General features: G+C 57.9%; 23 protein-coding genes. 4 read left to right on the top strand and 19 right to left on the bottom strand.

Going from position 1 to position 22,696, the window contains the following annotated elements:
• Position 1: 1 nt before the first annotated feature.
• The 15 genes from ACR0DG_RS08835 to ACR0DG_RS08765 all read right to left on the bottom strand — a co-directional run bounded on the left by ACR0DG_RS08835 (position 2) and on the right by ACR0DG_RS08765 (position 16,969).
• Positions 2 to 838: an alkaline phosphatase family protein gene (locus ACR0DG_RS08835; protein WP_480696334.1), complete on the bottom strand. Its 837-nt coding sequence runs from the start codon at positions 836 to 838 to the stop codon at positions 2 to 4.
• A 137-nt stretch (positions 839 to 975) separates the two neighbouring features.
• Entirely contained in the window at positions 976 to 2,616 is a 1,641-nt protein-coding gene (locus tag ACR0DG_RS08830) for an ABC transporter ATP-binding protein (protein WP_480696332.1), read from the bottom strand.
• Positions 2,613 to 3,428, bottom strand: a complete 816-nt coding sequence (locus tag ACR0DG_RS08825) for an ABC transporter permease (protein ID WP_480696619.1) — start codon at positions 3,426 to 3,428, stop codon at positions 2,613 to 2,615. Before ACR0DG_RS08825 ends, ACR0DG_RS08830 begins: the two co-directional genes overlap by 4 nt.
• Entirely contained in the window at positions 3,428 to 4,384 is a 957-nt protein-coding gene (locus ACR0DG_RS08820) for an ABC transporter permease (protein WP_480696330.1), read from the bottom strand. The genes ACR0DG_RS08825 and ACR0DG_RS08820 overlap by 1 nt, the downstream gene beginning before the upstream one ends.
• 15 nt (positions 4,385 to 4,399) lie before the next feature.
• Positions 4,400 to 5,986, bottom strand: a complete 1,587-nt coding sequence (locus ACR0DG_RS08815) for an ABC transporter substrate-binding protein (RefSeq protein WP_480696328.1) — start codon at positions 5,984 to 5,986, stop codon at positions 4,400 to 4,402.
• Between the two features lie 124 nt (positions 5,987 to 6,110).
• Positions 6,111 to 8,102 carry a CocE/NonD family hydrolase gene (locus tag ACR0DG_RS08810; RefSeq protein WP_480696326.1) on the bottom strand — a complete coding sequence of 664 codons (1,992 nt, stop codon included), beginning with the start codon at positions 8,100 to 8,102 and terminating at the stop codon, positions 6,111 to 6,113.
• Between the two features lie 51 nt (positions 8,103 to 8,153).
• A complete protein-coding gene (locus ACR0DG_RS08805) occupies positions 8,154 to 9,257 on the bottom strand; it encodes a DUF4147 domain-containing protein (protein ID WP_480696324.1) in 1,104 nt (367 codons plus the stop codon).
• A complete protein-coding gene (gene dtd, locus ACR0DG_RS08800) occupies positions 9,257 to 9,694 on the bottom strand; it encodes a D-aminoacyl-tRNA deacylase (protein ID WP_480696322.1) in 438 nt (145 codons plus the stop codon). Before dtd ends, ACR0DG_RS08805 begins: the two co-directional genes overlap by 1 nt.
• Positions 9,695 to 9,712: 18 nt before the next feature.
• On the bottom strand, positions 9,713 to 10,381 hold the full coding sequence (locus ACR0DG_RS08795; protein ID WP_480696320.1) for a nitroreductase: 669 nt from the start codon (positions 10,379 to 10,381) through the stop codon (positions 9,713 to 9,715).
• Positions 10,382 to 10,471: 90 nt separating this feature from the next.
• Positions 10,472 to 11,578: a TFIIB-type zinc ribbon-containing protein gene (locus tag ACR0DG_RS08790; RefSeq protein WP_480696318.1), complete on the bottom strand. Its 1,107-nt coding sequence runs from the start codon at positions 11,576 to 11,578 to the stop codon at positions 10,472 to 10,474.
• 81 nt (positions 11,579 to 11,659) lie between these two features.
• Positions 11,660 to 12,808 carry an SPFH domain-containing protein gene (locus tag ACR0DG_RS08785; RefSeq protein ID WP_480696316.1) on the bottom strand — a complete coding sequence of 383 codons (1,149 nt, stop codon included), beginning with the start codon at positions 12,806 to 12,808 and terminating at the stop codon, positions 11,660 to 11,662.
• Positions 12,809 to 12,829: 21 nt separating this feature from the next.
• Positions 12,830 to 13,816: a DUF2927 domain-containing protein gene (locus ACR0DG_RS08780; RefSeq protein ID WP_480696314.1), complete on the bottom strand. Its 987-nt coding sequence runs from the start codon at positions 13,814 to 13,816 to the stop codon at positions 12,830 to 12,832.
• Positions 13,791 to 14,981 carry a toxic anion resistance protein gene (locus tag ACR0DG_RS08775; RefSeq protein WP_480696312.1) on the bottom strand — a complete coding sequence of 397 codons (1,191 nt, stop codon included), beginning with the start codon at positions 14,979 to 14,981 and terminating at the stop codon, positions 13,791 to 13,793. The genes ACR0DG_RS08780 and ACR0DG_RS08775 overlap by 26 nt, the downstream gene beginning before the upstream one ends.
• A gap of 25 nt (positions 14,982 to 15,006) precedes the next feature.
• Positions 15,007 to 15,921, bottom strand: coding sequence for a 5-bromo-4-chloroindolyl phosphate hydrolysis family protein (locus ACR0DG_RS08770; RefSeq protein ID WP_480696310.1), 915 nt, complete (start codon positions 15,919 to 15,921; stop codon positions 15,007 to 15,009).
• A gap of 175 nt (positions 15,922 to 16,096) precedes the next feature.
• On the bottom strand, positions 16,097 to 16,969 hold the full coding sequence (locus ACR0DG_RS08765; RefSeq protein ID WP_480696308.1) for a pseudouridine synthase: 873 nt from the start codon (positions 16,967 to 16,969) through the stop codon (positions 16,097 to 16,099).
• Here ACR0DG_RS08765 and ACR0DG_RS08760 point away from each other — a divergent pair.
• Positions 16,968 to 17,423 carry a nucleoside deaminase gene (locus ACR0DG_RS08760; RefSeq protein ID WP_480696306.1) on the top strand — a complete coding sequence of 152 codons (456 nt, stop codon included), beginning with the start codon at positions 16,968 to 16,970 and terminating at the stop codon, positions 17,421 to 17,423. The two genes, ACR0DG_RS08765 and ACR0DG_RS08760, sit on opposite strands and share 2 nt — an antisense overlap.
• Positions 17,424 to 17,436: 13 nt before the next feature.
• Here the strand turns inward: ACR0DG_RS08760 and ACR0DG_RS08755 are convergent, their stop codons facing one another.
• Together ACR0DG_RS08755 and ACR0DG_RS08750 are read right to left on the bottom strand one after the other, a co-directional pair.
• Positions 17,437 to 18,414, bottom strand: a complete 978-nt coding sequence (locus tag ACR0DG_RS08755; protein WP_480696304.1) for an adenylate/guanylate cyclase domain-containing protein — start codon at positions 18,412 to 18,414, stop codon at positions 17,437 to 17,439.
• A 7-nt stretch (positions 18,415 to 18,421) separates the two neighbouring features.
• Positions 18,422 to 19,114, bottom strand: a complete 693-nt coding sequence (locus ACR0DG_RS08750) for a metal-dependent hydrolase (RefSeq protein ID WP_480696302.1) — start codon at positions 19,112 to 19,114, stop codon at positions 18,422 to 18,424.
• A 58-nt stretch (positions 19,115 to 19,172) separates the two neighbouring features.
• On the opposite strand from ACR0DG_RS08750, the gene ACR0DG_RS08745 reads away from it, so the two are divergent.
• Entirely contained in the window at positions 19,173 to 19,829 is a 657-nt protein-coding gene (locus tag ACR0DG_RS08745; RefSeq protein ID WP_480696300.1) for a ceramidase domain-containing protein, read from the top strand.
• Here ACR0DG_RS08745 and ACR0DG_RS08740 read toward each other — a convergent pair.
• On the bottom strand, positions 19,820 to 20,383 hold the full coding sequence (locus tag ACR0DG_RS08740) for a DUF4202 domain-containing protein (protein ID WP_480696298.1): 564 nt from the start codon (positions 20,381 to 20,383) through the stop codon (positions 19,820 to 19,822). The two genes, ACR0DG_RS08745 and ACR0DG_RS08740, sit on opposite strands and share 10 nt — an antisense overlap.
• 139 nt (positions 20,384 to 20,522) lie before the next feature.
• A complete protein-coding gene (locus ACR0DG_RS08735; RefSeq protein ID WP_480696296.1) occupies positions 20,523 to 20,681 on the bottom strand; it encodes a hypothetical protein in 159 nt (52 codons plus the stop codon).
• A gap of 229 nt (positions 20,682 to 20,910) precedes the next feature.
• Here ACR0DG_RS08735 and gatC point away from each other — a divergent pair, with 229 nt between their 5' ends.
• On the top strand, positions 20,911 to 21,198 hold the full coding sequence (gene gatC, locus ACR0DG_RS08730) for an Asp-tRNA(Asn)/Glu-tRNA(Gln) amidotransferase subunit GatC (protein WP_480696294.1): 288 nt from the start codon (positions 20,911 to 20,913) through the stop codon (positions 21,196 to 21,198).
• A gap of 3 nt (positions 21,199 to 21,201) precedes the next feature.
• Entirely contained in the window at positions 21,202 to 22,689 is a 1,488-nt protein-coding gene (gatA, locus tag ACR0DG_RS08725) for an Asp-tRNA(Asn)/Glu-tRNA(Gln) amidotransferase subunit GatA (protein ID WP_480696292.1), read from the top strand.
• Positions 22,690 to 22,696: the final 7 nt, after the last annotated feature.

Genomic DNA, 22,696 nt, shown 5'->3' with positions numbered 1-22,696 from the left:
GTCACGACAGGAACGGTTCGGCTTTCATCGTCTCCGCCAGCGGCGCCCCCATGCGGTTCAGGATCGTTGGCGCCAGTTGTAACTGGTCAATCACATCATCAGCTTCGGGGCCGGTTGCGTCACCAAAGTAATACAGCGCGGTTTCCTGCTGTAACGGGCTGCGTCCACCATGATGGCCGCGTTCATCCTGCCCGTGATCTGCCGTCACGATGACCTCGTAACCCAGTTGCCGCCAACGAGGGATGAAGGGGGCCAGCATCTCGTCAGCGACGAAACAGGCATGGTCCATTTCCTGACAATCGTGGAAAAAACGGTGACCCATACTGTCCAGCGTGCATGTGTGAAGGATGCCGTAATCCAGACCAAACCGCAGGCACAAATTGGTCAACGTTGCGTACAGATCTACGTCCGACGGCGTCATCTGGTTTGTCTTGTTGTACCCTGTCATCGAGTGGAAGCGACCATGATTGATCGTGGCGCTTTCCGGCTCGTCATATTCCACGTCGCGCACGTAGTCGAAGGGATGGCGATTGAAAAACTGCGACCAATAGCTGTGGGTGACCGCCCCGGTGATGCCTCCTGCCTCGCGAACCTGACTGAACACGTCCTTGTGGCTCAGGCGGAATACGTTGCCGTTGCCGGTGCACCCGTGCTCTTGCGGGGAAACGCCGGTATGGATCGAGGCGTAGCAGCTGGCAGAAGTCGATGGCAGGACCGACCGTAGCTTCCAAACCCGGGTTTCTCCGCTGTCGACCCAACCTTCGAGGTTTCCAAAAAGACGTCGGAAATTGCGCCACGGGACGCCGTCGAGAATTATCAAAAGCAGTTTGCGGTCCATGTCTTAACCTTTTGCGGGTATTTTGGGCGAGCCTATTGGACGTCGTGGTTTAAGGCCGCCTGTTCGCGCCCCCAATAGCAAAATCCCGACACGAATGTGCCGGGATTTCGAAACTTCATAGAACTGTCATCAAAGGGTCAGTTCCCCGCACTTTCCATCTTGCGGTTGGCGACAACCTCTTCCAGCCAGCCCAGATGCATTTCGGGCACCGAGCTGAGCAGCAGATCGGTATAGTCGTCGAACGGTGGCGTCAGAACATGGCTTTTCGAGCCATAACGCGCAACGCGTCCCTGATACATCACGGCAATACTGTCACTGATCGCACGTACCGTTGCCAGATCGTGGGTGATAAACAGGTAGGCCACATCCTCGATCTTCTGAAGGTCCAGCAACAGTTTCAGGATGCCGTCTGCCACCAGCGGATCCAACGCCGAAGTCACCTCGTCGCAGATGATCATCTTGGGTTTTGCAGCCAGCGATCGGGCGATGCAGACACGTTGCTTTTGACCACCCGACAATTCGGCCGGATAGCGATCAATGAACTGTTCACCAAGTTCGATCTCATCCAGCAATTCGACGACCCGCTTACGCTTTTCCGCGCCGCGCATGTTGAAGTAAAACTCCAATGGTCGGCCAATGATCGTACCGACGGTCTGACGGGGATTCATCGCCACATCCGCCATCTGGTAAATCATCTGCAACTCGCGCAGATCTTCGCGTGACCGCCCCTTGAGGTCGGGGGACAGCTTGCGCCCGTTGAACGTGATCTCGCCATCGCGCGGTGGCAGCAGGCCTGTGATGACACGGGCCAGCGTCGACTTGCCCGAGCCGGATTCACCCACAACGGCAAGTGTCTGACCGGGGTGAACCTCGACATTGACGTTGTGCAGGACGTCAAAGTTCAGGCCCTTATAGCGGGCTGTAATTCCATCAACGGTCAGAACGGGTTCCGAGGTCGGTTGCTTTTCCTCGTGCTCGATAGAGCGGACCGAAACCAACGCCTGCGTATACTCTTCCTGTGGGTTGTTGATGATCTGGTCGGTGGTGCCATACTCGACGGTGTCCCCCATTCGCAGCACCATGATGTCGTCGCTGACCTGCGCCACGACCGCAAGGTCATGGGTGATATACAAAGCAGCAACGCCAGTGTCGCGAATGGCTTCCTTAATAGCCATCAGAACGTCAATCTGGGTGGTTACATCCAGCGCAGTCGTTGGTTCGTCGAACACAACCAGATCGGGTTCAGGGCAGAGTGCCAGCGCCGTCATACAACGCTGTAGCTGACCACCCGAAACCTGGTGCGGATACCTGTCACCGATATTGTTCGGATCGGGTAAGCCCAGTTTGGCGAACAGTTCTCGCGCGCGCGATTCAGCCTCTTTGCGTGAGAACTTTTTGTGCTCGACCGCTGCTTCGACCACTTGATCCATGATCTTCTTGGCCGGGTTAAAGGACGCTGCCGCAGATTGAGAGACATATGCCACCTCACCCCCGCGCAGATTGCGAATATCGCCGGGCGACGATTTCAGGATATCGCGCCCGTTGACCCAGACCTCACCCCCGGTGAGTTCCACGCCACCCCGGCCATACGCCATCGAGGCGAGGCCGATTGTCGATTTACCCGCGCCGGATTCGCCGATCAGACCCAGAACCTTGCCGCGTTCCAGGTCGAAATCGACCCCGTGTACGATTTCGATGTCATGGGGCTTTTCGCCCGGCGGATAGACGGTCGCGCCAATCTTTAGGCCACGGACCTTGAGAAGGGTATCGTCGCTCATCCCCGGCCTCCTTTCAGCGAAGTTGTACGGTTCAGAACCCAGTCAGCCACAAGGTTGACCGAGATGGCCAGCGTCGCGATAGCGACGGCGGGATATAGCGCCGCGCCGATACCATAGACGATGCCGTCCTTGTTTTCCTTCACGATCCCACCCCAGTCGGCCAGCGGAGGCTGCACGCCAAGGCCCAGGAAGGACAGGGTCGAGATGAACAGAACCATGAAGATGAACCGCAGTCCGAACTCGGCCACCAAGGGCGACAAGGCGTTCGGCAGGATTTCCCGGAAGATGACCCAAGCGCGCCCTTCGCCGCGCAGTTTTGCTGCCTCGACATAGTCCATGACGTTGATGTCCACAGCAACCGACCGCGACAGGCGATACGGGCGTGTTGCGTCCAGCAAGCCCATGACCAGGATGAGGATCGGAACGGTGACAGGAACGATCGCAAGGATCACCAGCGCAAGGATCAATGTGGGGATCGACATGATCAGGTCCACGGTCCGGCTCAGCGCCTGATCGGCCCATCCGCCCAAAACAGCGGCGAGCAAACCCAGTGACGTACCCGTCAGAAAGCTGAGGATCGTGGCGGCGGCGGCGATAAAGATCGTGGTGCGCCCGCCATAGATCATGCGCGTCAGCAGATCGCGTCCGATATTGTCGGTGCCCAGAAGATGCTCCGCGCTGGAAGGCTCCCACACATCGCCGACCACTTCGGCCATGCCATAGGGGGCGATCAGCGGGGCGGCAAAGGCCACGAAGAAATACAGCCCGGTGAAAAACAGACCGATCATCGCCGAAATAGGGATATTCTTCATCATTTCGGATGCCTCAGTCTTGGGTTGGCAAGGATCGAGACGATGTCGGCCACCATGTTCAGCCCGATATAGACGGCGGCAAAGACAACGCCGCAGGCCAGAACAACCGGCACGTCGCGTTTTGTCACCGAGTCGACCAGATACTGGCCCATGCCCGGATAGACGAACACCACTTCAACAACGACGACACCCACGACCAGATAGGCCAGGTTCAGCATCACGACGTTGACGATGGGCGAGATCGCGTTGGGGAAGGCATGACGCGCGATGACCTGAAAGTTCGACAGGCCCTTTAGCTCAGCCGTCTCGATGTAAGCTGATTGCATCAGGTTCAGGATCGCGGCGCGAGTCATGCGCATCATCTGCGCCAGAACCACCAGCGTCAGCACGAAGGCCGGAAGGGCGATTGCGTTCAGTTTTTCGCCAAACGACATCGAGTCGTTGATCATTGCCAGCGATGAGAACCATCCCAGTTTCACCGAAACGAAATAGATCACCACGTAACCGATCAGGAATTCTGGTATCGAAACCGTGGTCAGGGTGATCGCAGAAATCAGTTTATCCGGCCAGCGATTGCGGTACCGGACGGCCAGAAGGCCCAGGAAGATAGCAAGCGGGACAGATACGATTGCAGCAGCGCAGGCCAGGAACAAGGTGTTGCCCAGACGCTTGCCGATGCTTTCCGCGATATCCAATTTGTTGGTCAGCGATTGTCCCAGATCGCCTTGCAAAATGCCCCCAAGCCATTCGAAATAGCGGGTCAGGGCAGGGCGGTTAAGGCCCATTTCCTCGCGTAGGTTTGCCAGTGCCTCAGGGGTTGCGGACTGCCCCAGGACGGCTTGCGCGGCGTCTCCGGGAAGGGCTTCGGTCAGACCAAAAATCAGAGCCGAAGCGCCGAGCAGCAACAGGAGTCCCAGCGCAACGCGCTGGGAAACCAATTTGACAATAGGATGCATGATCCGTGGTCCCTATCAGGCGAACCACATCTTACGCGACATCTGGCCGTTCATCAGCTCTTGGGTCGGGTCGGTTTCCCAACCTTCCAGCTGATTGCTGACGCCTTCGACAAAGTCGTTGAACATCGGGCAGATCAGGCCGCCTTCGTTGCGGACCATCTGGCCCATCTGGCTGTAGATGTCTTTGCGTTTGTCAGTATCCAGCTCGGCGCGGGCCTGGAACAGCATCTCATCAAAGGCCGGAACCTTGAAGCGTGTGTCGTTCCAGTCGGCGCTGGACAGATACGCGGTCGAGTACATCTGATCCTGCACCGGACGGCCACCCCAATAGGATGCGCAGAAGGGCTGCACGTTCCAGACCTCGGACCAGTAACCGTCGTTGGGCTCACGCTTGATTTCCAGCGGGATACCAGCCTGAGCGGCGGTTTGCTGGAACAGAGCGGCGGCATCCACGGCACCGGGGAAGGCACCATCGGCCACGCGCAGAATGATGGGTGAGCCATCATGCCCGGACTTCTTGTAATGCTCGGCCGCTTTTTCGACGCTGAACTCACGCTGCGGGATCGAGCCGTCGAACAGCGGGTAGGCCGCGTTGATCGGCATGTCGTTCCCGATCGAGCCATAGCCACGCAGAACCTTGTCGACCAGTTCCTGACGGTTGATCGCGTATTTCAGCGCGGTGCGCAGTTCGTTATTGTCGAACGGAGCGGTGTCGCAATGCATGATGAACACATAGTGCCCGCGACCAGCGGTCGAATGCACGGTCAGGTTGGGCGCCCGGCCCAGCAGTGCAGCAACCTTGGGCTCAACGCGGTTGATCGCGTGGACCTGACCCGATTGCAGCGCGGCGGTACGTGCAGTTGCGTCGTTGATCACGACGACCTCAACACTGTCGAAATTACCGAAATCGCTGTTCCAGTGGTTGGCGAATTTCTTGAACACGTGGCGCACGCCCGGCTCATCTACCTCAAGCTGGTAGGGGCCAGTGCCGATACCGGCAGCCGGGTTGTCCATACCGCCATCAGGCTGAATGATCAGGTGATAGTCGGCCAGCAGATAGGGCAGGTCGGCATTTGCCTCGGACAGCGTGACCTGGAAATACTCGCCATCGGCCTTCATCGACTCGATGCCCTTCATGATGCCCAAGGCACCGGACTTGGAGTCTTCGTTCGAGTGGCGCTCCATGGTTTTCAGCACGTCTTCGCTGGTCATGGTCTTGCCGTTGTGGAATTCCACGCCCTGGCGCAGTTTGAAGGTCCAGACCTTAGCATCCGCGCTGCCTTCGACACTTTCCGCCACGCGCGGTTCGATCGAGCCATCAGGTGCTACTTCGATCAGTGTGTCCCCGAACTGCTTGCCGTTGGCAAATGGAACCGAGCTTGCATAGGTTGCCGGGTCCAGCGAGTTGGTGGATTCGCCGCCCTGCAGACCCAGCTTCAGGTCGCCGCCTTTTTTGGGTCCGGCCGCGCGTGCTGCATCGGCAAAGATGGTGCTGGCCGTTGCCGCTGCGACACCCAAGGCTGCCGCTTTCCCCATGAATTCGCGGCGGGTCAGCTTGCCAGCTGTAACCTGTTTGGCCATGTGAGTGAGTTGTTCGTTCATCCAAGGATCTCCCAGTTGATTGGATTTCAGCCCTTGTCGGGCTTTTTATTGACGCATTAGTCAAGTTAGGCGTATTTCGTCGCGCCGGGCAAGCGCAAATGTGGCATCCGAAGGGGTTCGGGCCTCACATGTGATTGCGCGGGATGGTATCCTCCTGTTGTTTCGAGAAGACCATTTCGCTGCCCTCATACGCCTTTATTTCAGCGCTAAGGTAAAAGTTTTCCGCGTCAGACCACATCTCGCAGCTTGTCTCTGTTCGCAGGTTGATGTTGTCGCGGCTCATCTCTTGCGTCCACGAACACTGCCCGCGTGCAGATAGCGGGTCGTCTGGATGGATGGACCAACGTTCGAACGCTGTGCTGCCATGCGTCAAGCCGTGGTGATTATCGGTCACCAGACCAAAATCGTCTTCGATGATCAGGTGTGTCTCACCGGAATTCATGTCCGTTTCCACCCGCCGCGTGTTCTTACTATCGCGCAGGACCGAGACGTCGCGGGGTGTCTCGGATTCGGGCGGTTGAAACACCCATTCATCCTCGGATGTCGGACGCGTTGGGATGTCAATCTCGCCACCGGTCAAGTGCAGCTCAGTCGTCTCTGGCGATGGCCAGATCAGGGGCCAATAGGCACTGGAAACCGCAACCCGAAAGCGATGCCCTTTGGGTACGCGATAGGCAATGTGATCCAGATCCAGCGTCACGTCATAGGGCGTTCCGGGCTCCATCGGAGAGGGGGTCGCATGGCTGTCGCGATGAGAAAGGTTCAACACACCGTAAGTCACGCGCGTTGAGGCCCCATCCGGATGCACATGATTCAGACGGACCGCGATTTGGGCCTGCGGTCGGCTGGACGCCACGCGCAAGCGAAGGCGCGGCGCCCCGACGATATCAATATCTTGTTTCAGCGGTTCGGTGTCAAAGCATGCCGATAGGGCATCGTCTGTCCGTTGATCGCCGGGCATGTCCGGGCCCAACCAGATTGCGCAATACTCGCCACCTTCCATACCGCATGTCTGAGGGGACGCGATGCGTTGATCCAGCCCGCCTGTCTCACCAAGGCCTGCGTTTGACATGGACAACGTTTGAACGGGCAGATGAGCCGTCGCCCCGGTGTCTTCGGCAAGCCAGCGGCCCGAGCGTTCGCTATACCAGCGATAGGGGCGCACCCCGTCCATCAGATAGGCGCGGTAGTCCGGATCTCTGTCCACTCCGGTGTCCAGACCTTTCAACCAGTGATCCCACCAGCGCAAGGCTTCCTGCAAGAACCCGATCCTTGGTTCTGGAACCGCAAAATGCGGGTATTTATGAACCCATGGCCCCACAATGCCCTTAGCCGGCGCGTCCAGCTGTTCGACCAACAGCGGCACTGTGTTCTTGTAGGCATCACCCCAACCGCCAATGGCAAGTGTCGCGGCGCGGATCGCACTGAAATCTTCGCAAACCGAACCGTGCCGCCAATATGCATCGCGGGTCTGGTGGCGCAGCCAAACTGAAGGAAGGAAGGGCTCATTTTCCAGCCTTTCGAGCCACAAATCACGCCAATCCGACCGCAGGGCAGGGTCTGGCGCGCGTGAAGAGTACGACCACATGGTCGCGCCCCAGCCCAGGTTTTCATTCAGAAGACACCCACCTTTGTAGTGGATGTCGTCCGCATATCGATCGGCTGTCGAGCATAAGGTGATGATGGCCTTTAACGCCTCGGGCTGCATTGCGGCGACTTGCAGAGAATTGAAGCCGCCCCAGCTGATGCCCATCATCCCGACGTGACCGGTGCACCATGGTTGCCGGGCCAGCCAAGCGATGGTGGCCACTGCATCATCCAGTTCCTGTTGGGTGTATTCATCCTCCATCAGGCCTTCGCTGTCGCCATTGCCGCGCATGTCGACGCGAATACAGGCGTAACCGCGTTTGGCGAACCAAGGATGGGTCAGCGCATCTCGGGTCGCGGTGTTGTCGCGCTTGCGGTAGGGCAGGAACTCAAGAATAGCGGGGACAGGGTTCTCATCGGCGTCCACCGGTCGCCAAACCCGCGCCGACAAACGGCACCCGTCTGGCATGACGATGCCCATATCGGGCAGGTCTTCGATGTCAGACAATGCGTTGGGCTGGCGAGTCATAACCGTAGTCTCTGGAGCTTTTGATTTCAGGGTCAGGGGAAAATCGTCAAATCAGTCGCGAATTACGACAAGCAGGTCCATCACGTTGGTCCCTGTGGGGCCCGTCACCAGCAAAGCACCTTTGCGGTCCAGATAGCTGCCGCTATCAGCGTTTTTCAGCGCCTCATCTGCCCCATCCCCCCAAGTGGACCCGTCTACGATACCACCGGCGGCTTGTGTCGGGCCATCGGTTCCATCGGTGCCCCCGACGACGACTGTGATACCTTCCATCCCCGCAATCTCGCGCGCCAGAGCAAGTGCCAAAGCTTGATTGCGCCCGCCGCGTCCGGGGTTTTCCGGCAGGATCACCGTTGGTTCACCGCCAAAGACCATAACGCCCTTGGGCATGTCGCGCAGGCGCTGTCCTACAGCGACCGCTACGTTTCTGTAGTCGTCGTGCAAGCTTTCCTCATCCGCAAGCACGGTCTCGCCTTCGCTCGCGGCCTGGTCAGCCGCTGCCGCGCGTGCGTGTGCATTGGATGCCACAATCTGCGCCGAAGCTTCAAAGTCATGGGCCAGTGGCAACGCACCTATACCTGAGCCGACAACATTCAGATCGTCACCGGGTACGTCCGAGATCGCCAGTACGCTGGCCTTGCGCCCCCGGAAGTGGCTTAGCAACCCACCGCCCTTGATACGTGAAATCTTACGACGTTCAGCGTTCATTGCAGTGATGTCCAACCCTTCGGCCAACAACCTTTTGTTAAGTGCTTCGAGGTCTGAGAGCGTTTTATCCCCCATAAGATCTTCGGCCAGCGAAGACGCGCCGCCCGAGACCAGCAGCAGCAAATGCGATGTCGACCCCATCGCTTCAACCGTTTCTCGCAGGGCTTGCCCACCCATGAGGCTACGTTGATCCGGCACCGGGTGGGATGCTTCAATCAGTTGGACGTGATCTGGCAGGTCGCGCCCGTGGTCATCCTTGGTCACCACCAGTGTCGGTACGGGGCCAAATCGTTCCAGTGCTGCGCGCGCCATTGCGGCGGCAGGCTTGCCGACCGCCAGAATTTGATCGGGTGCCTCAATACCTTGCAGTGCGCCTTTGGTTGCCGCGTGCCCGCCGACTGCGTCGACTCCGGCTTGCCAGATACGAATTGCCTTTTGTTTTTGATCCATCAACTTTCCATCCAGATTGTGACCGGCCCGTCGTTGAGCAACTCTACGGCCATATCGGCCCCGAATTGACCCGTTTCGACGGGCACGCCCAAAGCGCTCAGGGTTTGGGCGAAGTGTTCGTATAAGTGTTTGCCAACCGCCGGAGGCGCGGCCTCGGAAAAGCCGGGTCTGTTCCCGCGTGAGGTGTCGGCCGCCAACGTGAACTGGCTGATCACCAGCGCGCTGCCTTGTATGTCCAGAACGGAACGGTTCATTTTGCCCGCGTCGTCCTTGAAAATCCGCAGCTTGGCAATTTTGGCGGCAAGCTGTTCAGCAGCCGTTTCGTCATCTTCACCCATAGCGCACACCAGAACCACCAATCCGGGGCCGGTGCGCCCAACAACCGCGCCATCGACCGAGACCTGCGCGTGTGAGACTCTTTGGACAACTGCTCTCAAACTCTGCTCCGTCCGTTTTCAGCCGATCCAGTCGACGAATGCATCTGGCGCATCGCGCTTGGTGCGAAACCCGTTCGCCGGGTGATCCGTATCCGCATATCCGAACGAGATCGCACATAGGATCAGGCGGTCATCGGGAATGTCGAAATATCGATGCAGGAACGGGCTGTAGCTTGCCAAGGCCGCTTGCGGGATCGTCGCAACTCCCAATGCTTGCGCCGCTAGGGTAAAAGCCGTCACGAACCCTCCGCAATCCAACGCGCCATAGGGACCAAGTTCAGCCGGGCTGGACACGATTGCGCAATGCGGTGCGCCAAACAGGGAAAAGTTCTCCATCATTTGTTTGGCAGAGGCGGCGCGGTCACCGCGTTCAACACCGACAGCTTCGTACAGGGCCCAGCCACACTCACGACGGCGATCGCGGTAGACGCCCGAATAGGACGTTGGAAAAGGTAAGTCGGGCGCATGTGCACCAGTCATCGCCTCATTTTGCATCGCCGCGCGAAATGCATCGGTTTCGTCGCCGCTGGTAATCGTGACATGCCAAGGTTGTGCGTTGCACCAACTGGGGACGCGCGATGCGCTTGTCAGCATTTGCTCGATCAGATCTCGCGGCACAGGATCAGCAAGAAACGCACGGCAGGAATGGCGACCAATCAGCAACTTGTTCAAATCGGATAATGCCACACTAGCCCCCCATGGCGTCGACGTGGCGCAGGATGACGAGTGACGCAGGGATGTTCAAGCGCTAAAGCAGTGAAATTGTTTGCGGTATCATTATTGCCCGGTCGCCATCACATACCCAACCCCGGCGGCGACCAAAAGTCCCAGCACCACCGCGATCGTTATTTTGATAGCCGACCAGGGACGTTCGCCCTGAACCTGACCCGTTCGGCCGTTCACAACGAACCTATAGGTCTGCCCACGATACTTGTAAGCCGCCATCCAGATCGGCAGAAGGATGTGTTTGAACGTCACATTTCGTACGTCTGTATCGACCGCGTGGATACGTTGACGATCGCCGCCGATGTCAAAGCGAACGTCCCGCTCAATGACGCGGGCCATATGCCCTCGGGCCTCGGTATACCCTTCCTGCAGTTTGACGGTGTAAGCTTCGGCGCGAAAACCCGCCAGATATTCAGGTTGGTAAGGCTCAAGTGCAGGCAGATCCCAAGGTTGTAATGCATCGGTGTATTTCTTTGGCAGAGACTGCGAGGCAAGCACGAGCACATCATCGAAAAAGCGGGCCACGCGACCTGACTTTGGCGACCACCGGACTTTGGCCACCCGTTGCTGCACCCGTTTGCCATCCCGCATCACGGTTCGGGTTTCGTAGTAAACAGTGCCCCGTTCACCGCGATATGAGGATTTTGTATCAGCATCAAAGGTCCAATAAGGGACGTAGATGCCCTGCATCTTGCGCCCTTTGCGCGCGTATTCCTTCAAGCCATTTGGGGCAAACCACAGCCGGCCCAGCCAGCTTTCCATCGCTTTGTGCGCAGATCGTTCGTCCAGTGCAAAAGGCAATACGCCGCGTGGTTTGATGTGGCGATTTACGCCTGTATCCGTCACCACCGGCGTCGCACAAAATGGGCATTCCGCTGCGTGGGTGTCGGGATCAAATTCCACCTGGGCGGCGCAGTTCGGGCAAGACAGAACGCGCGTTTCCTCAATCTCGCTATCAGGCAGGCGGTCGGCAACGGCCGCGTCAAAATCCAGTTCCTTGAGGCTTGCACCGCCCCAAGGACCAGCGCCAATCGACTCTGAATGACCGCAGTGATCGCAGGTCAGGGCGCCATCCCCGGGGTTGAACCGATAATCGGCCCCGCATTGCTCACAGGGAAAGCGGTGTTCGGCCTGATCGGATTCGGAAAGCTGTGTCATCTATAGCTTGAGACCTGAGATGCAAAACTGAAAATGAGCCGCCCTGAAAGGGCACGCGCGGTGGTCGGCCCGAGGCGCTGATCACGCCCCTGGCGGTGGTGGCGGCAATATCGTGAATAGCTGCGCCAGTTCCTGCACGTCGCCCGCTTTTTTCCAACCATCCTGGCCCGCTGTCCAAACATGGGTGTCTCGCGTGATTTGACCCTCCGTGGCCATGCGGCCCATTTTGGCCTTTGAAAACGGACCGCTTGTCTGGCCATCCACAGCGATATGCCACACATGCTCAACGGGCGGAGGGGGCGGCGGTGCCGCATGCGCGGATGGTTGCGGGGCAGCGAGGGCGGAACTGCCCCAAGGGCCGCTGGGTTGACCCGCTGCCATGTTCGACATTTGTTGCGCCATCGCCATTCCCATACCCATGCCAAGACCAGCGCCCATACCACCGCCTTGGCCCGGATTGTTGGCAGCCGCAGTCATCGCCTCGGCGGCTGAATATTGTGTGAATTTGCCCAAATCTCCGGCTAGACCCATCGACGTCCGTTTGTCCAGTGCCGCTTCGACGGCGGGCGGCAGGGAAATGTTCTCGATATAGAACTCGGGCATTTCCAGCCCATAACCGTCCAGAACCGGGGATACTTCGGCCGCGATCAGCTTGCCCAGATCAGCGGTGTTGGCGGCCATGTCCAGAACGGGAATACCGGATCCAGCGATGACTCGGCTGAATTCCTGCACAATGATGTTGCGGATCTGGAAGCTGATCTCGTCCATGGTGAATTCACCATCGGTGCCGACAATCTCGATCATGAACTTCGCGGGATCCTTGACCCGGATTGTATAGGTGCCGAATGCCCGAATGCGCGTGGGCCCAAACTCAGGGTCGCGCAACATGATCGGGTTCTTCGTCCCCCATTTCAGGTCATTGAACCGGGTCGTATTGACGAAATAAATCTCGGATTTGAACGGTGACTGAAAACCGTGATCCCAATGCTGCAATGTTGTCAGGATCGGCATGTTGTTGGTCTCAAGCATGTAAAGACCGGGCGTAAATACATCCGCTAACTGCCCTTCATGCACGAACACGGCCGATTGACCTTCGCGGACGGTCAGCTTGGCTCCGTATTTGATCGCATGACCTTCGCGTTCAAAGCGCCAAACCATCGTGTCACGGGTGTCGTCGACCCAGTGGATGACATCAATAAATTCTCCGGTCAGAAAATCAAAAATACCCATTGGGGTCTCCTTTCTGCGGGCTCAGAGGGACTGGCCCATCAATTCACGAGCAATAATACGTACAACAGGGCGGGCGTCTTCAACCGTCACTCCGGGTTGCAGGCGCGGGTCATACAGCATCTCCAGCAGTTTCTCATCATGGCTGGTCAGCAAGGCAAATTCGTCGTCATCATTAAAGATCGACGGGCGGGCTGCACCACTGTCGTTCGAAAGGCCCAGTCCCTGCGCCATCTCTTCATGAATGCAACTGCGCCGCAGCAATTCTGACAATTCCGCCCGGATCAGAATTACCGCCCGGACAAACTGGTTGGGCGATTTGTTTGTTGGGGACGCGATGACAAAACAGTCGATATTTGCGCGCGGGTTGGCAATGAGGTCAAGCGACGGTTGGCTGATCCCCGGAACAAGCATTTTGATCCGCGATACGACATAAGAGCTATCGTCTTTCCCGGCAAAGACGACGTGAAAGTTGGCCTTTCGACTGACGACAGAAATCGGGTGATCGGTCAGTCTGGAGAGCCTTGCGGTAAACGCCTCAACCTCGGCCGCATCCTGTTCGCGCATCTGGGGCGAAACAGTTGGGGCAAACTCGGTCTGTACGCGAATGGGCACGGCCCATCGGCTGAGCTGCCCTTCGGTTTCAAAAGACGTGGCTGTTACGGCGTGGTCAGGGTATTCGCTGTAAAACGCGATGGCCTCGAAATTGCGTTCCAGATCGCTCGCGTCATAGGGGGTATCAGGCCCGCCGCCATCGGTCCTCAGCAAGCCCCTCGTAACAAGGTCGCGTTCGACCCGTTCGTAGAAACGCGCCAGATCCTGACTGGCCGCAGAGGGCTGAACATAAGCATTCGGTGCCGGCACCGGTTGCGCGGGCCGGGGTTCGGGTACGACAGAGGACGTCAAGGCGTCGTCGCAATTGGCCAAGGCCAAAAGCGCGACACCGAGAAACGCAAATTTTGAAATCCGCCAAGCCTTCACAGTGTCAGCCCGGAACTGCTGTTCCGGCATTGTCGCCGATACCGTCCTTACGTGCCTTGGCTGCTGCCAGCGTGTCGCGAAGCTCAGCTTCCATTTTCTGCAATTCCACCTCGGCGGCTGCGCGCTTGGCTTTACCTTCATCTGCTATGGCTAGGCTCTCATTGATTGTGCCGATCAGATCGGCGTTCGCCTGTTTGACGGCTTCTATGTCGAATACGCCGCGTTCCATTTCTTCGCGGATCATCTTGTTCGACTCGCGCAGGTTCGCAGCGTTCGACGTCAGGAGTTCATTTGTCAGGTCATTGGCTTCGCGAACCGCTGACGCCGCCTCGGCGCTGCGTTGGATCGTGACGGCCTGCGCCAACTGCGTTTCCCACAAGGGAACCGTGTTGACGAGGGTCGAGTTGATCTTGGTCACCAAAGACTTGTCGTTTTCCTGAACCAGACGGATCGAGGGCAGGGATTGCATGGTCACCTGCCGCGTCAGTTTCAGGTCATGCACCCGGCGTTCCAGATCGTCGCGGGCTGCACGCAAATCGCGCAGCTCTTGGGCTTTCATGACTTGTTGATCTTCGGGGGCTGCCTGAACGTCGGCTTCTTTTTCCGGAATGTCATGGCTGTCCAATTCCGTCAGTTTCTCTTCGCCCGCCGCAATGTAAAGCGCCAGTTCGTCATAAAAGCCGAGCGTTTTATCATACAGGACATCAAGCGACTTGATGTCTTTCAAAAGCGTATGTTCATGCGCCAGCAAGTCATCCGTTATGCGGTCAATCTGGCCCTGAACTTCTTCGTATTGCGCTGTGAATTTGGCGAAAGGGGCTGCTTTGCCAAGTAGTTTTTCCCACCAGCTGCGTTCGCGGCGTACGTCCAGTTCACTGACTGAAAAACCACGGATTGTCGTCACGATGTTCCTTAGGCTGTCCCCGGCAGGACCAACATCCTTGTTGCGTACGTCCGCCAGCATGGCCTGGCTGATTTCCTGCAGCTCTGCCTGGGCAGAAGACCCAAATGACACGATTGAGTTGGTATTGCCCATGTCGATCTCGGCCATGCGCTTACGTATTTCGGCGCCAACCGGTTCATCGGCTTCCTCAAGCGAAACGACTTCGGCTGTGGGTTCCGGCAGCGTTACGGCCGTCACTTCCTGAACGAGTGTTTCGGCCTCAACCGCCTTGTTCTTGACTTCGTCGGACATGGGGAAATCCTTTCTAAAAAACCGGTCAGTCCAACCGGACGCCTTCGCGCTGCAATCGTTCACGCAGCACATCAATTTCAACCGTCAGATCACTGCGGTCATCCAAAAGCATTTTGCGGGTGCGGGCCGCGAAATTCTGCTCCAGATCATCCAGCAAAGCCGAATAGTCTGACAGCGCCTGCACATCCCGTGTTCGTGCATAAACGTCTGCGAACTTGACCGTCGCATCCCGCGCGCCCTGCAAATAGACCGTCAGGTACTTGCGCGCACCCGCCAGATCGCGCGGATCTTCTTCGACCGTTCGAAACAGTTCGCGGGCGGTGTCTTGAAAGCGTTCGACGCGGGCTTCGATCGTGCGGTCGCCTGCGCGTTTGATCGCGTCTGTCATGTCCCTAAGATGCGCTTCGGCGTCGTCAACCACGCGGGCGACGCGGTCTTGTTGAAAGGTGTCGATACCTTCCATCCCTTTGTCCTTTAGCGGATCCAAGCCGAAGGATAGGGAATGCAGGACCGTTGCAGCCGCACCGAACAAAATGGGCGCAATAAGACTGACTTCGGTGGCAGAGGCAGCCCCGACATATTCGGTTCGGTATGATGCCAGTGCCGCACCTAATCCGGTCAGAGCGCTTGCGAATATTTTTCTGGGAAATGCGGGGCGGCGGGCAGTGCGGCGCGCGTTATAAGCCGCCTCGGCCCGCAAGCCTTCGCGCAATAAAAAAGCAGCAGCGGTTAGCAACCCGGCCGCGACAAGGCCAATTGTCATTCCAATGGCGCCGTCGTTCAGCGAGAGGAAAACCAAAGGGATGGCGGGCGCAAACAGAAGGTTTGCGCGTGCGCCCGCTGGTTCCACGCGCGCGCCATCGAACTGCCCGCGCTTTGGGTGATCCGTTGGTTCGCCGTTCCCCTGTGGGCTGTATTTCCCGCCAAAGCGTTTGGCCATGCGCCTACAGGCCCCCCAACAACCCGGTGCACACGCCAAAAAGCAGCACCAGAAGGGCCGCATAGGCCAGTTTTTGTACACCAGTCCCGGACATCACGCCTCCCAAAGACTTTCTTCACGGAAAATTTAGGGCATGAGGGCGTCCGGCGCTAGGGGGAAGGTTGCTTAACCCACGTCACTTGCGAGATTTCTTGCCGATCGGGGGCCGTTTTCTTTGGGGGCGAGCGCCGCGCTTGGGTGTAGCCTCTGTCGCGGCGTCCAGACCCAGTTGGTCGCGCATGACACGACGGCGGATTTCTTCGACCTCACCCTGCTTTAGATTTCCCAGCTGAAACGGCCCGTAAGATACGCGCAGCAAACGGTTAACAGCATAACCGATATCTTCCATCGCCCGACGAATTTCGCGGTTTTTGCCTTCGCGCAACCCAATGGTCAGCCACGCGTTTGCGCCTTGCTGGCGGTCCAATGAGACATCCATAGGCAAGAAACGCTCGCCTTCGATCACCAAGCCTTTGCGCAGGGGTGCAAAATCCTCGTCTTTGGGGCGTCCGTTCACGCGCACGCGGTATTTGCGCAGCCATCCGGTAGAGGGCAGTTCCAGCTTGCGCTTGATGCCGCCGTCATTGGTGAGCAGCAGCAACCCTTCTGAATTCAGGTCCAGTCGCCCAACGCTCATGACGCGGGGCATGTCCTCAGGCAAATTGTCAAAGATCGTCGCGCGGCCTTTTTCGTCGCGGGTCGTCGTCACCAGCCCCGGCGGTTTGTGATAGAGCCACAAGCGCGAGGGTTCGGGTTCAGACACGGGTTTGCCGTCAACGGTGATCTTGTCTTTTGCGGTCACGTTTAAAGCCGGGCTGTCGATGGGCTTGCCATTGACGGTCACACGACCTGCTTCGATCATGCGTTCGGCCTCTCGGCGAGAGGCGATGCCTGCGCGCGCAAGCACTTTGGCGATCCGGTCGCCGGGAGGAGGGGTTTTGGTCATCCGCAGCCCATAGCGCATCCCGCCGCCTTGCGAAAGACAGGTTTCTGATGCAGTCAGAGGCATGGAGTTCAAGTCGTATATGAATATCGCGTTGGAGCAGGCGCGCGAAGCAGCGGATCGCGGCGAGGTGCCAGTCGGGGCCGTCATCGTGGCGGATGGTCGAGTCGTCGCAGCCGACGGTAACCGCACGCGCGAATTGAACGACCCCACCGCGCATGCCGAAATTCTGGCCCTGCGCGCAGCATGCGCCGAAGCGGGGTCAGAACGCCTGCCGAACCATGATCTGTACGTCACGCTCGAGCCGTGCGCGATGTGCGCGGCTGCCTTGTCGGCTGCGCGAATACGGCGCGTTTACTATGGTGCGGCTGACCCGAAATCCGGCGGTGTTGCCCATGGTGCGCGGGTGTTTTCGCACCCCCAGTCCCACCATAAACCTGAGGTGTTCGACGGCATAGCCGCCAAGGAATGTGAGGCCCTGCTGCGCGCGTTCTTTGCGGAAAAAAGGAACGGGACTTGAATGCGTTCGTGGATTAGGTCCCGACCCAATCCAAACGATAAACGGTCTGGTGCCCTCCAAACCCTTTCAGCGAGACGGATGATGGGGAACTGAAACGCAACCCTTCTTCAGCTCCCACAAGCAGGCGGGTAACGTCAGTGACGTGGATTTCATTCGGCCCACTGATATCTGTGACGCGGGCTGCTTTGTTGACGACCGACCCGAAAAAGTCCTCGTCCCGCTGAATGACGTCGCCGGTATGAATGCCAACCCTGAGTCCCAACGGAATCCCTGAACTGGTTTCGGCGTTTTTGCTTTGCAGTGCGATCGCGGCTCGCAGCGCATCTTGCGGCGCAGAAAAAATCGACATCGTGCCGTCGCCTAGAGATTTGACCAGCCGCCCGCGATGGTTGGTGATTAGATGTGTAGCCAAATCGAAATGTTGGGAAATGACCTCGATCCATTTGCGATCTCCTATTTGCCGGGTGATCGCCGAGGATTCCGCAATGTCGGTGAACATCACCGAAGCGGTGCCCTCTTCCTGATCTTGTTGGAATTCCTGTCGCGCAGCGTCGATCAGGGCGTTTAGCGCGGTATGCTCGACACCGATTTTTTCCATGTTCGAAGTCGGGTTGGATACGTGCATCTGCACGAATTTCCAAATCCCATCCTCAAGATTCAGAACAAAGGTAAACCGATGAAACGCTGAATTCCCGTTCGACGCAAAGCGCAAGGTGGCTGTGCAGTGGGCCCAGCCTACGTTGCCGCATTCGAACGCCTCCAGCGAGTGTTCGTCCCAATCATAGTCGGGAATTTCTTTGGTATGTTCCGCAAAGCCTCGCCGGAAAACCTGCCCGGACCACTCTTCGTTTTCCGCCGATCCCTGATAGCGCAGATGCTCGGATGCGGACAGCATATTGACCAGAGCCGCACGGTCCTTGAAGCGCACGGCATCGTTCCACCGCCGAACAACGGCGACCAATTCGGGTGATGGAACGATCCCGTTGCTCATCCGCTTCCTATAGTTTGATCGCCTGCATCACCTGCGGTTCGATCACCTCCACCCCGGGCAGTGCGTCGATCAGAGCCTGGGCGGATTGTTCGAGGATCGGGAATGTCTTGTAGTGGCAGGGGATAACGGTTTTGAAATTGAAATACCGCTTGGCCGCGTATGCCGCGCCCTTCATATCCATTGTGAAATGGCCACCGGCCGACAGGATGCCGATGTCGGGTTTATAGTAATCCCCCATCCAGTCCATATCCGCCATAATGTCCGTGTCGCCTGAAACATACAGCATGTGCCCGTCGCCAGCGATCATGAACCCGACCTCGCTTCCGCCCGTGCGCAGGCCGTCGGGGGTGGAAAAGGTCGAACTGTGCGAGGCCGGCACCATCGACACTTTGACACCGTTCAGGTTCACCGTGCCGCCCTTGTTGAAACCGACAGTCTCCAATCCCTCAGATTCGCTCCAGTAACCCATCAGGTCATACTGGCCGACCACAGGGATTTTCAGATGTTTGGCAAGTGAAACAACGTCGGCCACATGGTCGAAATGCGTATGCGTAAGAAGGATATGTGTCGCACCGTCCAGCGCAGCGTCATGCTGATCTTCGGGCAGCACCGGGTTTCCCGTTAGCCAAGGGTCGATCAGCAGAACCTGACCTTCGGTTTCGACGCGAAAGCTGCCGTGGCCCAGCCATATGATTTTCATGAAAATTCCTCCTCACCGGTCTGTTGGCTTTACCCTAGCATCGCTTATGTAAAAGTTCATGGATTGGTTTCGGGAAATTGATGGCTATTGCGAGCGTTTATCGCCCGCCTATTGGGCCGAGCCGATAAACGCCGTGACAAACGTAGCGTTTCTGATTGCTGCGTTGATCATGTGGCGGCGTGTGCGCGGGCAGGGGATGCCATTAGCGCATGCCTTGGTTGCGATCCTTGCTGCTATTGGCATTGGTAGCTTCTTGTTCCACACCCATGCCCAAGTGTGGTCGGCGATGGCAGATGTTGTCCCGATACTGATGTATATTCTGGTCTATATCTTTGCGATAAATCGTGATGTTTGGGGTATGAAACCCATTATGGCCGGGGTCGGAACAGTATTGTTCATGCCTTACGCCGCCGCCACGATACCGGTTTTTCAGTTTGTGCCGGGGCTTGGGGGATCTGCTGCTTATGCGCCGGTGCCGCTACTGATCCTGATTTATGCGTTTTTGTTGCGACGCCGGGTGCCCGACACGGCCAGAGGGCTGGCCATAGGTGCCGTGATTCTGATCGCCTCGATCACGTTTCGCGCTTTGGATGCCCCGACATGCGGTCATTTTCCAATTGGAACGCACTTCATGTGGCACATCCTGAACGCAGTGATGCTGGGTTGGATGATCGAGGTTTACCGACGGCACATGGCGCTCAGGTCTCAGGCCTGAAACGCGCTTGCAAGGTCTTCCGGCAGGTCGAACTCTTTCAATACCCGCGCGCGACCCTCGGCTGACATCTTGCGCGCGGTTTTTTCGACAATGCTCTGGATTTTCTCGGGCGAGTGCTTGGCGGCGAATGGTGCGAAATACCATTTGAGAAACACAAAGCAGATGACATCTTCCAGCGCCTGCACCTCATCATCGCGTTTGATACCTTGTTTGCGCAGCATCCGCCCGACGGCCTCGACGTCTTCGGCCCCATATTCCGCAAGTTCCATAAAGCCCGCGACAGTCTCGGCATGGTGCACACCCTGCGCTTTGCGCCAGGCAAGATAACCGGCGCGGCCTTCGGGGTATTCATCGCGTGCCAGCTTCCAGCGTTCCACATGCTGACCGCGCGCCGCAATTTGCAGCGGGTCTGATGCGTCGGGAAACAGCCGCTCAAGCTCGGCGGTCATGCGCTGACCGTAAAGCAGCGCGGCGGGTTGGCCATCTTCCAAGGTTGGATCTTCGGCGTTGGCCGCATCTATCGCGTTTAATACTGCTTGCTTGCGCGCGCTCATTCTCTGCTCCGTCTGGTAACTGGTGTGGCGGAATGCTTCCTGAATGCCATGGTAACGAGTCGGAATGCTAAGCGCAGCAAGCAATTGCACAATTTCCGGGTCGGGTGAGGGGGGGACCCGACCCGGACGAAGTGGATCGTTAATTGCCCAACTTCGCTTTGTCTTGAGAAACCGGCTCGGGGGCGGGTTCAGGGAAAGTCATGTCGGGGATCAGGTTGTCCATGGTTGGGCCAAAGGCCTGCGCCTGAGCTGCAAGAACTGTTGTGGCCAAAACAAAGGCTGTCATGAACGTTTTCATTGGTTTTCTCCGGTTTAAGGCTGTGCCGTGTATCATGAAATGAACTGTTCAGTTTAATTTTTCAATATCAAAAATGAACTAATTAGTTTACTTTTTTGCATATGCCCTATGCATTTTTGAATGGCGACGAAGCGGGGCTAATGGGCAGGCTTGTTCAACAACCGGTCGGCGCTCTTGCGACCCGGTGCCCAGACGGGTAAATGCCCCATAACGTATATGAGGTTTTCCGATGTCGATTGACCAAAGCACCGCCGCCAAGGTGGCCAAACTGGCCCGGATCAAGGTCGAGGATGACGCGCTGCCCGCGCTGGCGTCCGAGTTCAACACCATCCTTGGGTTCATCGAACAACTGAACGAAGTGGATGTCGAAGGCGTCGAGCCGATGGTCTCGGTCGAGCCGATGCACCTGAAACGTCGTGAGGATGTGGTCACCGACGGAAACCAGCAGGACAAGGTTCTGGCCAACGCCCCCGACGCCCGCGAAGGCTTTTTCGCAGTCCCCAAAGTGGTGGAGTAAGACATGAGCGATCTGAACAAACTGGGGCTGGCCGAGGCCCGCGATGCGCTGCGCAAGGGTGATGTGACCTCGGTCGAGCTGACCGAGTCCTGCCTCAAGGCAATTGATGAGGCCGACGCGCTGAACGCTTTTGTCCACAAAACGCCCGAGATCGCGCTGGAACGCGCCAAGGCAGCGGATGAGCGGATCAAAGAGGGCGACGCGCCTTCCATGTGCGGCCTGCCGATTGGCATCAAGGATCTGTTTTGCACCAAGGGTGTGCCCTCGCAGGCTGCATCCAAGATTCTGGAAGGTTTCAAACCTGAATACGAATCCACCGTCTCGCAGCAATTGGCTGATGCGGGTGCGGTGATGCTGGGCAAGCTGAACATGGACGAATTCGCCATGGGGTCGTCCAACGAAACCTCGACTTACGGCAACGCTGTCAGCCCGTGGCGGCGTGGCAATGACGATGCGCAACTGACACCGGGTGGTTCGTCGGGCGGGTCGGCCTCGGCTGTGGCGGCTGACCTGTGTCTGGCCGCAACCGGCACCGATACCGGCGGTTCGATCCGCCAGCCTGCCGCCTTTGTGGGCATTACTGGCATTAAGCCTACATACGGTCGCTGCTCGCGCTGGGGCATTGTGGCCTTTGCGTCCTCGCTGGATCAGGCCGGTCCGATGACCAAGAACGTGCGCGACGCGGCGATCATGCTGGAAACCATGTGTGGTCATGACCCCAAGGATTCGACCAGCACGGAACTGGCGGTGCCCAACTTCGAGGCGATGCTGACCGGCGACATCAAGGGTAAAAAGATCGGTATCCCGAAGGAATACCGTATGGATGGCATGCCCGCCGAAATCGAAAAGCTTTGGGCTGACGGCGCGGATATGCTGAAAGACGCAGGTGCCGAAATCGTCGACATTTCCCTGCCGCACACCAAATACGCGCTGCCGGCCTATTACGTGATTGCCCCGGCCGAGGCATCCTCGAACCTAGCCCGCTATGACGGTGTTCGTTACGGCCGCCGCGCACAACTGGCGCAGGGCGATGGCATCACCGAGATGTATGAGAAAACCCGCGCCGAAGGCTTCGGCCATGAAGTCCAGCGGCGTGTCATGATCGGCACTTATGTGCTGTCTGCGGGTTTCTACGACGCCTATTATAACCGCGCGCGTAAAGTCCGTACCCTGATCAAGAAGGACTTCGAGGATGTCTTTGCGGCAGGTGTAGACGCGATTCTGACCCCGGCGACGCCGTCTGCGTCCTTCGGTCTGGGTGAAATGACCGAGGCCGACCCGGTGCAAATGTACCTGAACGACGTCTTCACTGTAACGGTGAACCTCGCCGGTTTGCCGGGCATCTCGGTGCCGGCAGGGCTTGATGCACAGGGCTTGCCATTGGGCCTGCAGTTGATTGGCCGCCCTTGGGAAGAGGGCGATCTGCTCAACACAGCTTACGCGTTGGAAAACGCCGCCGGATTTGTGGCCAAGCCGGGGAAATGGTGGTAAGCCTCAC

It is taken from the genome of Ruegeria sp. BG8 (assembly GCF_056538325.1).
The sequence above is the reverse complement of the archived record's forward strand: the minus strand, read 5'-3'. Positions and strand labels throughout refer to the sequence as shown.

What these genes read in the sequence shown, in the direction of transcription:
- gatA (WP_480696292.1), top strand. Translation starts at nt 21,202, where the DNA reads ATGAGCGATCTGAACAAACTGGGGCTGGCCGAGGCCCGCGATGCGCTG.
- ACR0DG_RS08735 (WP_480696296.1), bottom strand. Translation starts at nt 20,681, where the DNA reads ATGAAAACGTTCATGACAGCCTTTGTTTTGGCCACAACAGTTCTTGCA.
- ACR0DG_RS08815 (WP_480696328.1), bottom strand. Translation starts at nt 5,986, where the DNA reads ATGAACGAACAACTCACTCACATGGCCAAACAGGTTACAGCTGGCAAG.
- ACR0DG_RS08805 (WP_480696324.1), bottom strand. Translation starts at nt 9,257, where the DNA reads ATGGATCAAAAACAAAAGGCAATTCGTATCTGGCAAGCCGGAGTCGAC.
- ACR0DG_RS08740 (WP_480696298.1), bottom strand. Translation starts at nt 20,383, where the DNA reads ATGAGCGCGCGCAAGCAAGCAGTATTAAACGCGATAGATGCGGCCAAC.
- ACR0DG_RS08750 (WP_480696302.1), bottom strand. Translation starts at nt 19,114, where the DNA reads ATGAAAATCATATGGCTGGGCCACGGCAGCTTTCGCGTCGAAACCGAA.
- ACR0DG_RS08810 (WP_480696326.1), bottom strand. Translation starts at nt 8,102, where the DNA reads ATGACTCGCCAGCCCAACGCATTGTCTGACATCGAAGACCTGCCCGAT.
- ACR0DG_RS08825 (WP_480696619.1), bottom strand. Translation starts at nt 3,428, where the DNA reads ATGAAGAATATCCCTATTTCGGCGATGATCGGTCTGTTTTTCACCGGG.
- gatC (WP_480696294.1), top strand. Translation starts at nt 20,911, where the DNA reads ATGTCGATTGACCAAAGCACCGCCGCCAAGGTGGCCAAACTGGCCCGG.
- ACR0DG_RS08745 (WP_480696300.1), top strand. Translation starts at nt 19,173, where the DNA reads ATGGATTGGTTTCGGGAAATTGATGGCTATTGCGAGCGTTTATCGCCC.
- ACR0DG_RS08820 (WP_480696330.1), bottom strand. Translation starts at nt 4,384, where the DNA reads ATGCATCCTATTGTCAAATTGGTTTCCCAGCGCGTTGCGCTGGGACTC.
- ACR0DG_RS08780 (WP_480696314.1), bottom strand. Translation starts at nt 13,816, where the DNA reads ATGCCGGAACAGCAGTTCCGGGCTGACACTGTGAAGGCTTGGCGGATT.
- ACR0DG_RS08755 (WP_480696304.1), bottom strand. Translation starts at nt 18,414, where the DNA reads ATGAGCAACGGGATCGTTCCATCACCCGAATTGGTCGCCGTTGTTCGG.
- ACR0DG_RS08775 (WP_480696312.1), bottom strand. Translation starts at nt 14,981, where the DNA reads ATGTCCGACGAAGTCAAGAACAAGGCGGTTGAGGCCGAAACACTCGTT.
- ACR0DG_RS08835 (WP_480696334.1), bottom strand. Translation starts at nt 838, where the DNA reads ATGGACCGCAAACTGCTTTTGATAATTCTCGACGGCGTCCCGTGGCGC.
- ACR0DG_RS08785 (WP_480696316.1), bottom strand. Translation starts at nt 12,808, where the DNA reads ATGGGTATTTTTGATTTTCTGACCGGAGAATTTATTGATGTCATCCAC.
- ACR0DG_RS08765 (WP_480696308.1), bottom strand. Translation starts at nt 16,969, where the DNA reads ATGCCTCTGACTGCATCAGAAACCTGTCTTTCGCAAGGCGGCGGGATG.
- ACR0DG_RS08790 (WP_480696318.1), bottom strand. Translation starts at nt 11,578, where the DNA reads ATGACACAGCTTTCCGAATCCGATCAGGCCGAACACCGCTTTCCCTGT.
- ACR0DG_RS08770 (WP_480696310.1), bottom strand. Translation starts at nt 15,921, where the DNA reads ATGGCCAAACGCTTTGGCGGGAAATACAGCCCACAGGGGAACGGCGAA.
- ACR0DG_RS08760 (WP_480696306.1), top strand. Translation starts at nt 16,968, where the DNA reads ATGGAGTTCAAGTCGTATATGAATATCGCGTTGGAGCAGGCGCGCGAA.
- ACR0DG_RS08830 (WP_480696332.1), bottom strand. Translation starts at nt 2,616, where the DNA reads ATGAGCGACGATACCCTTCTCAAGGTCCGTGGCCTAAAGATTGGCGCG.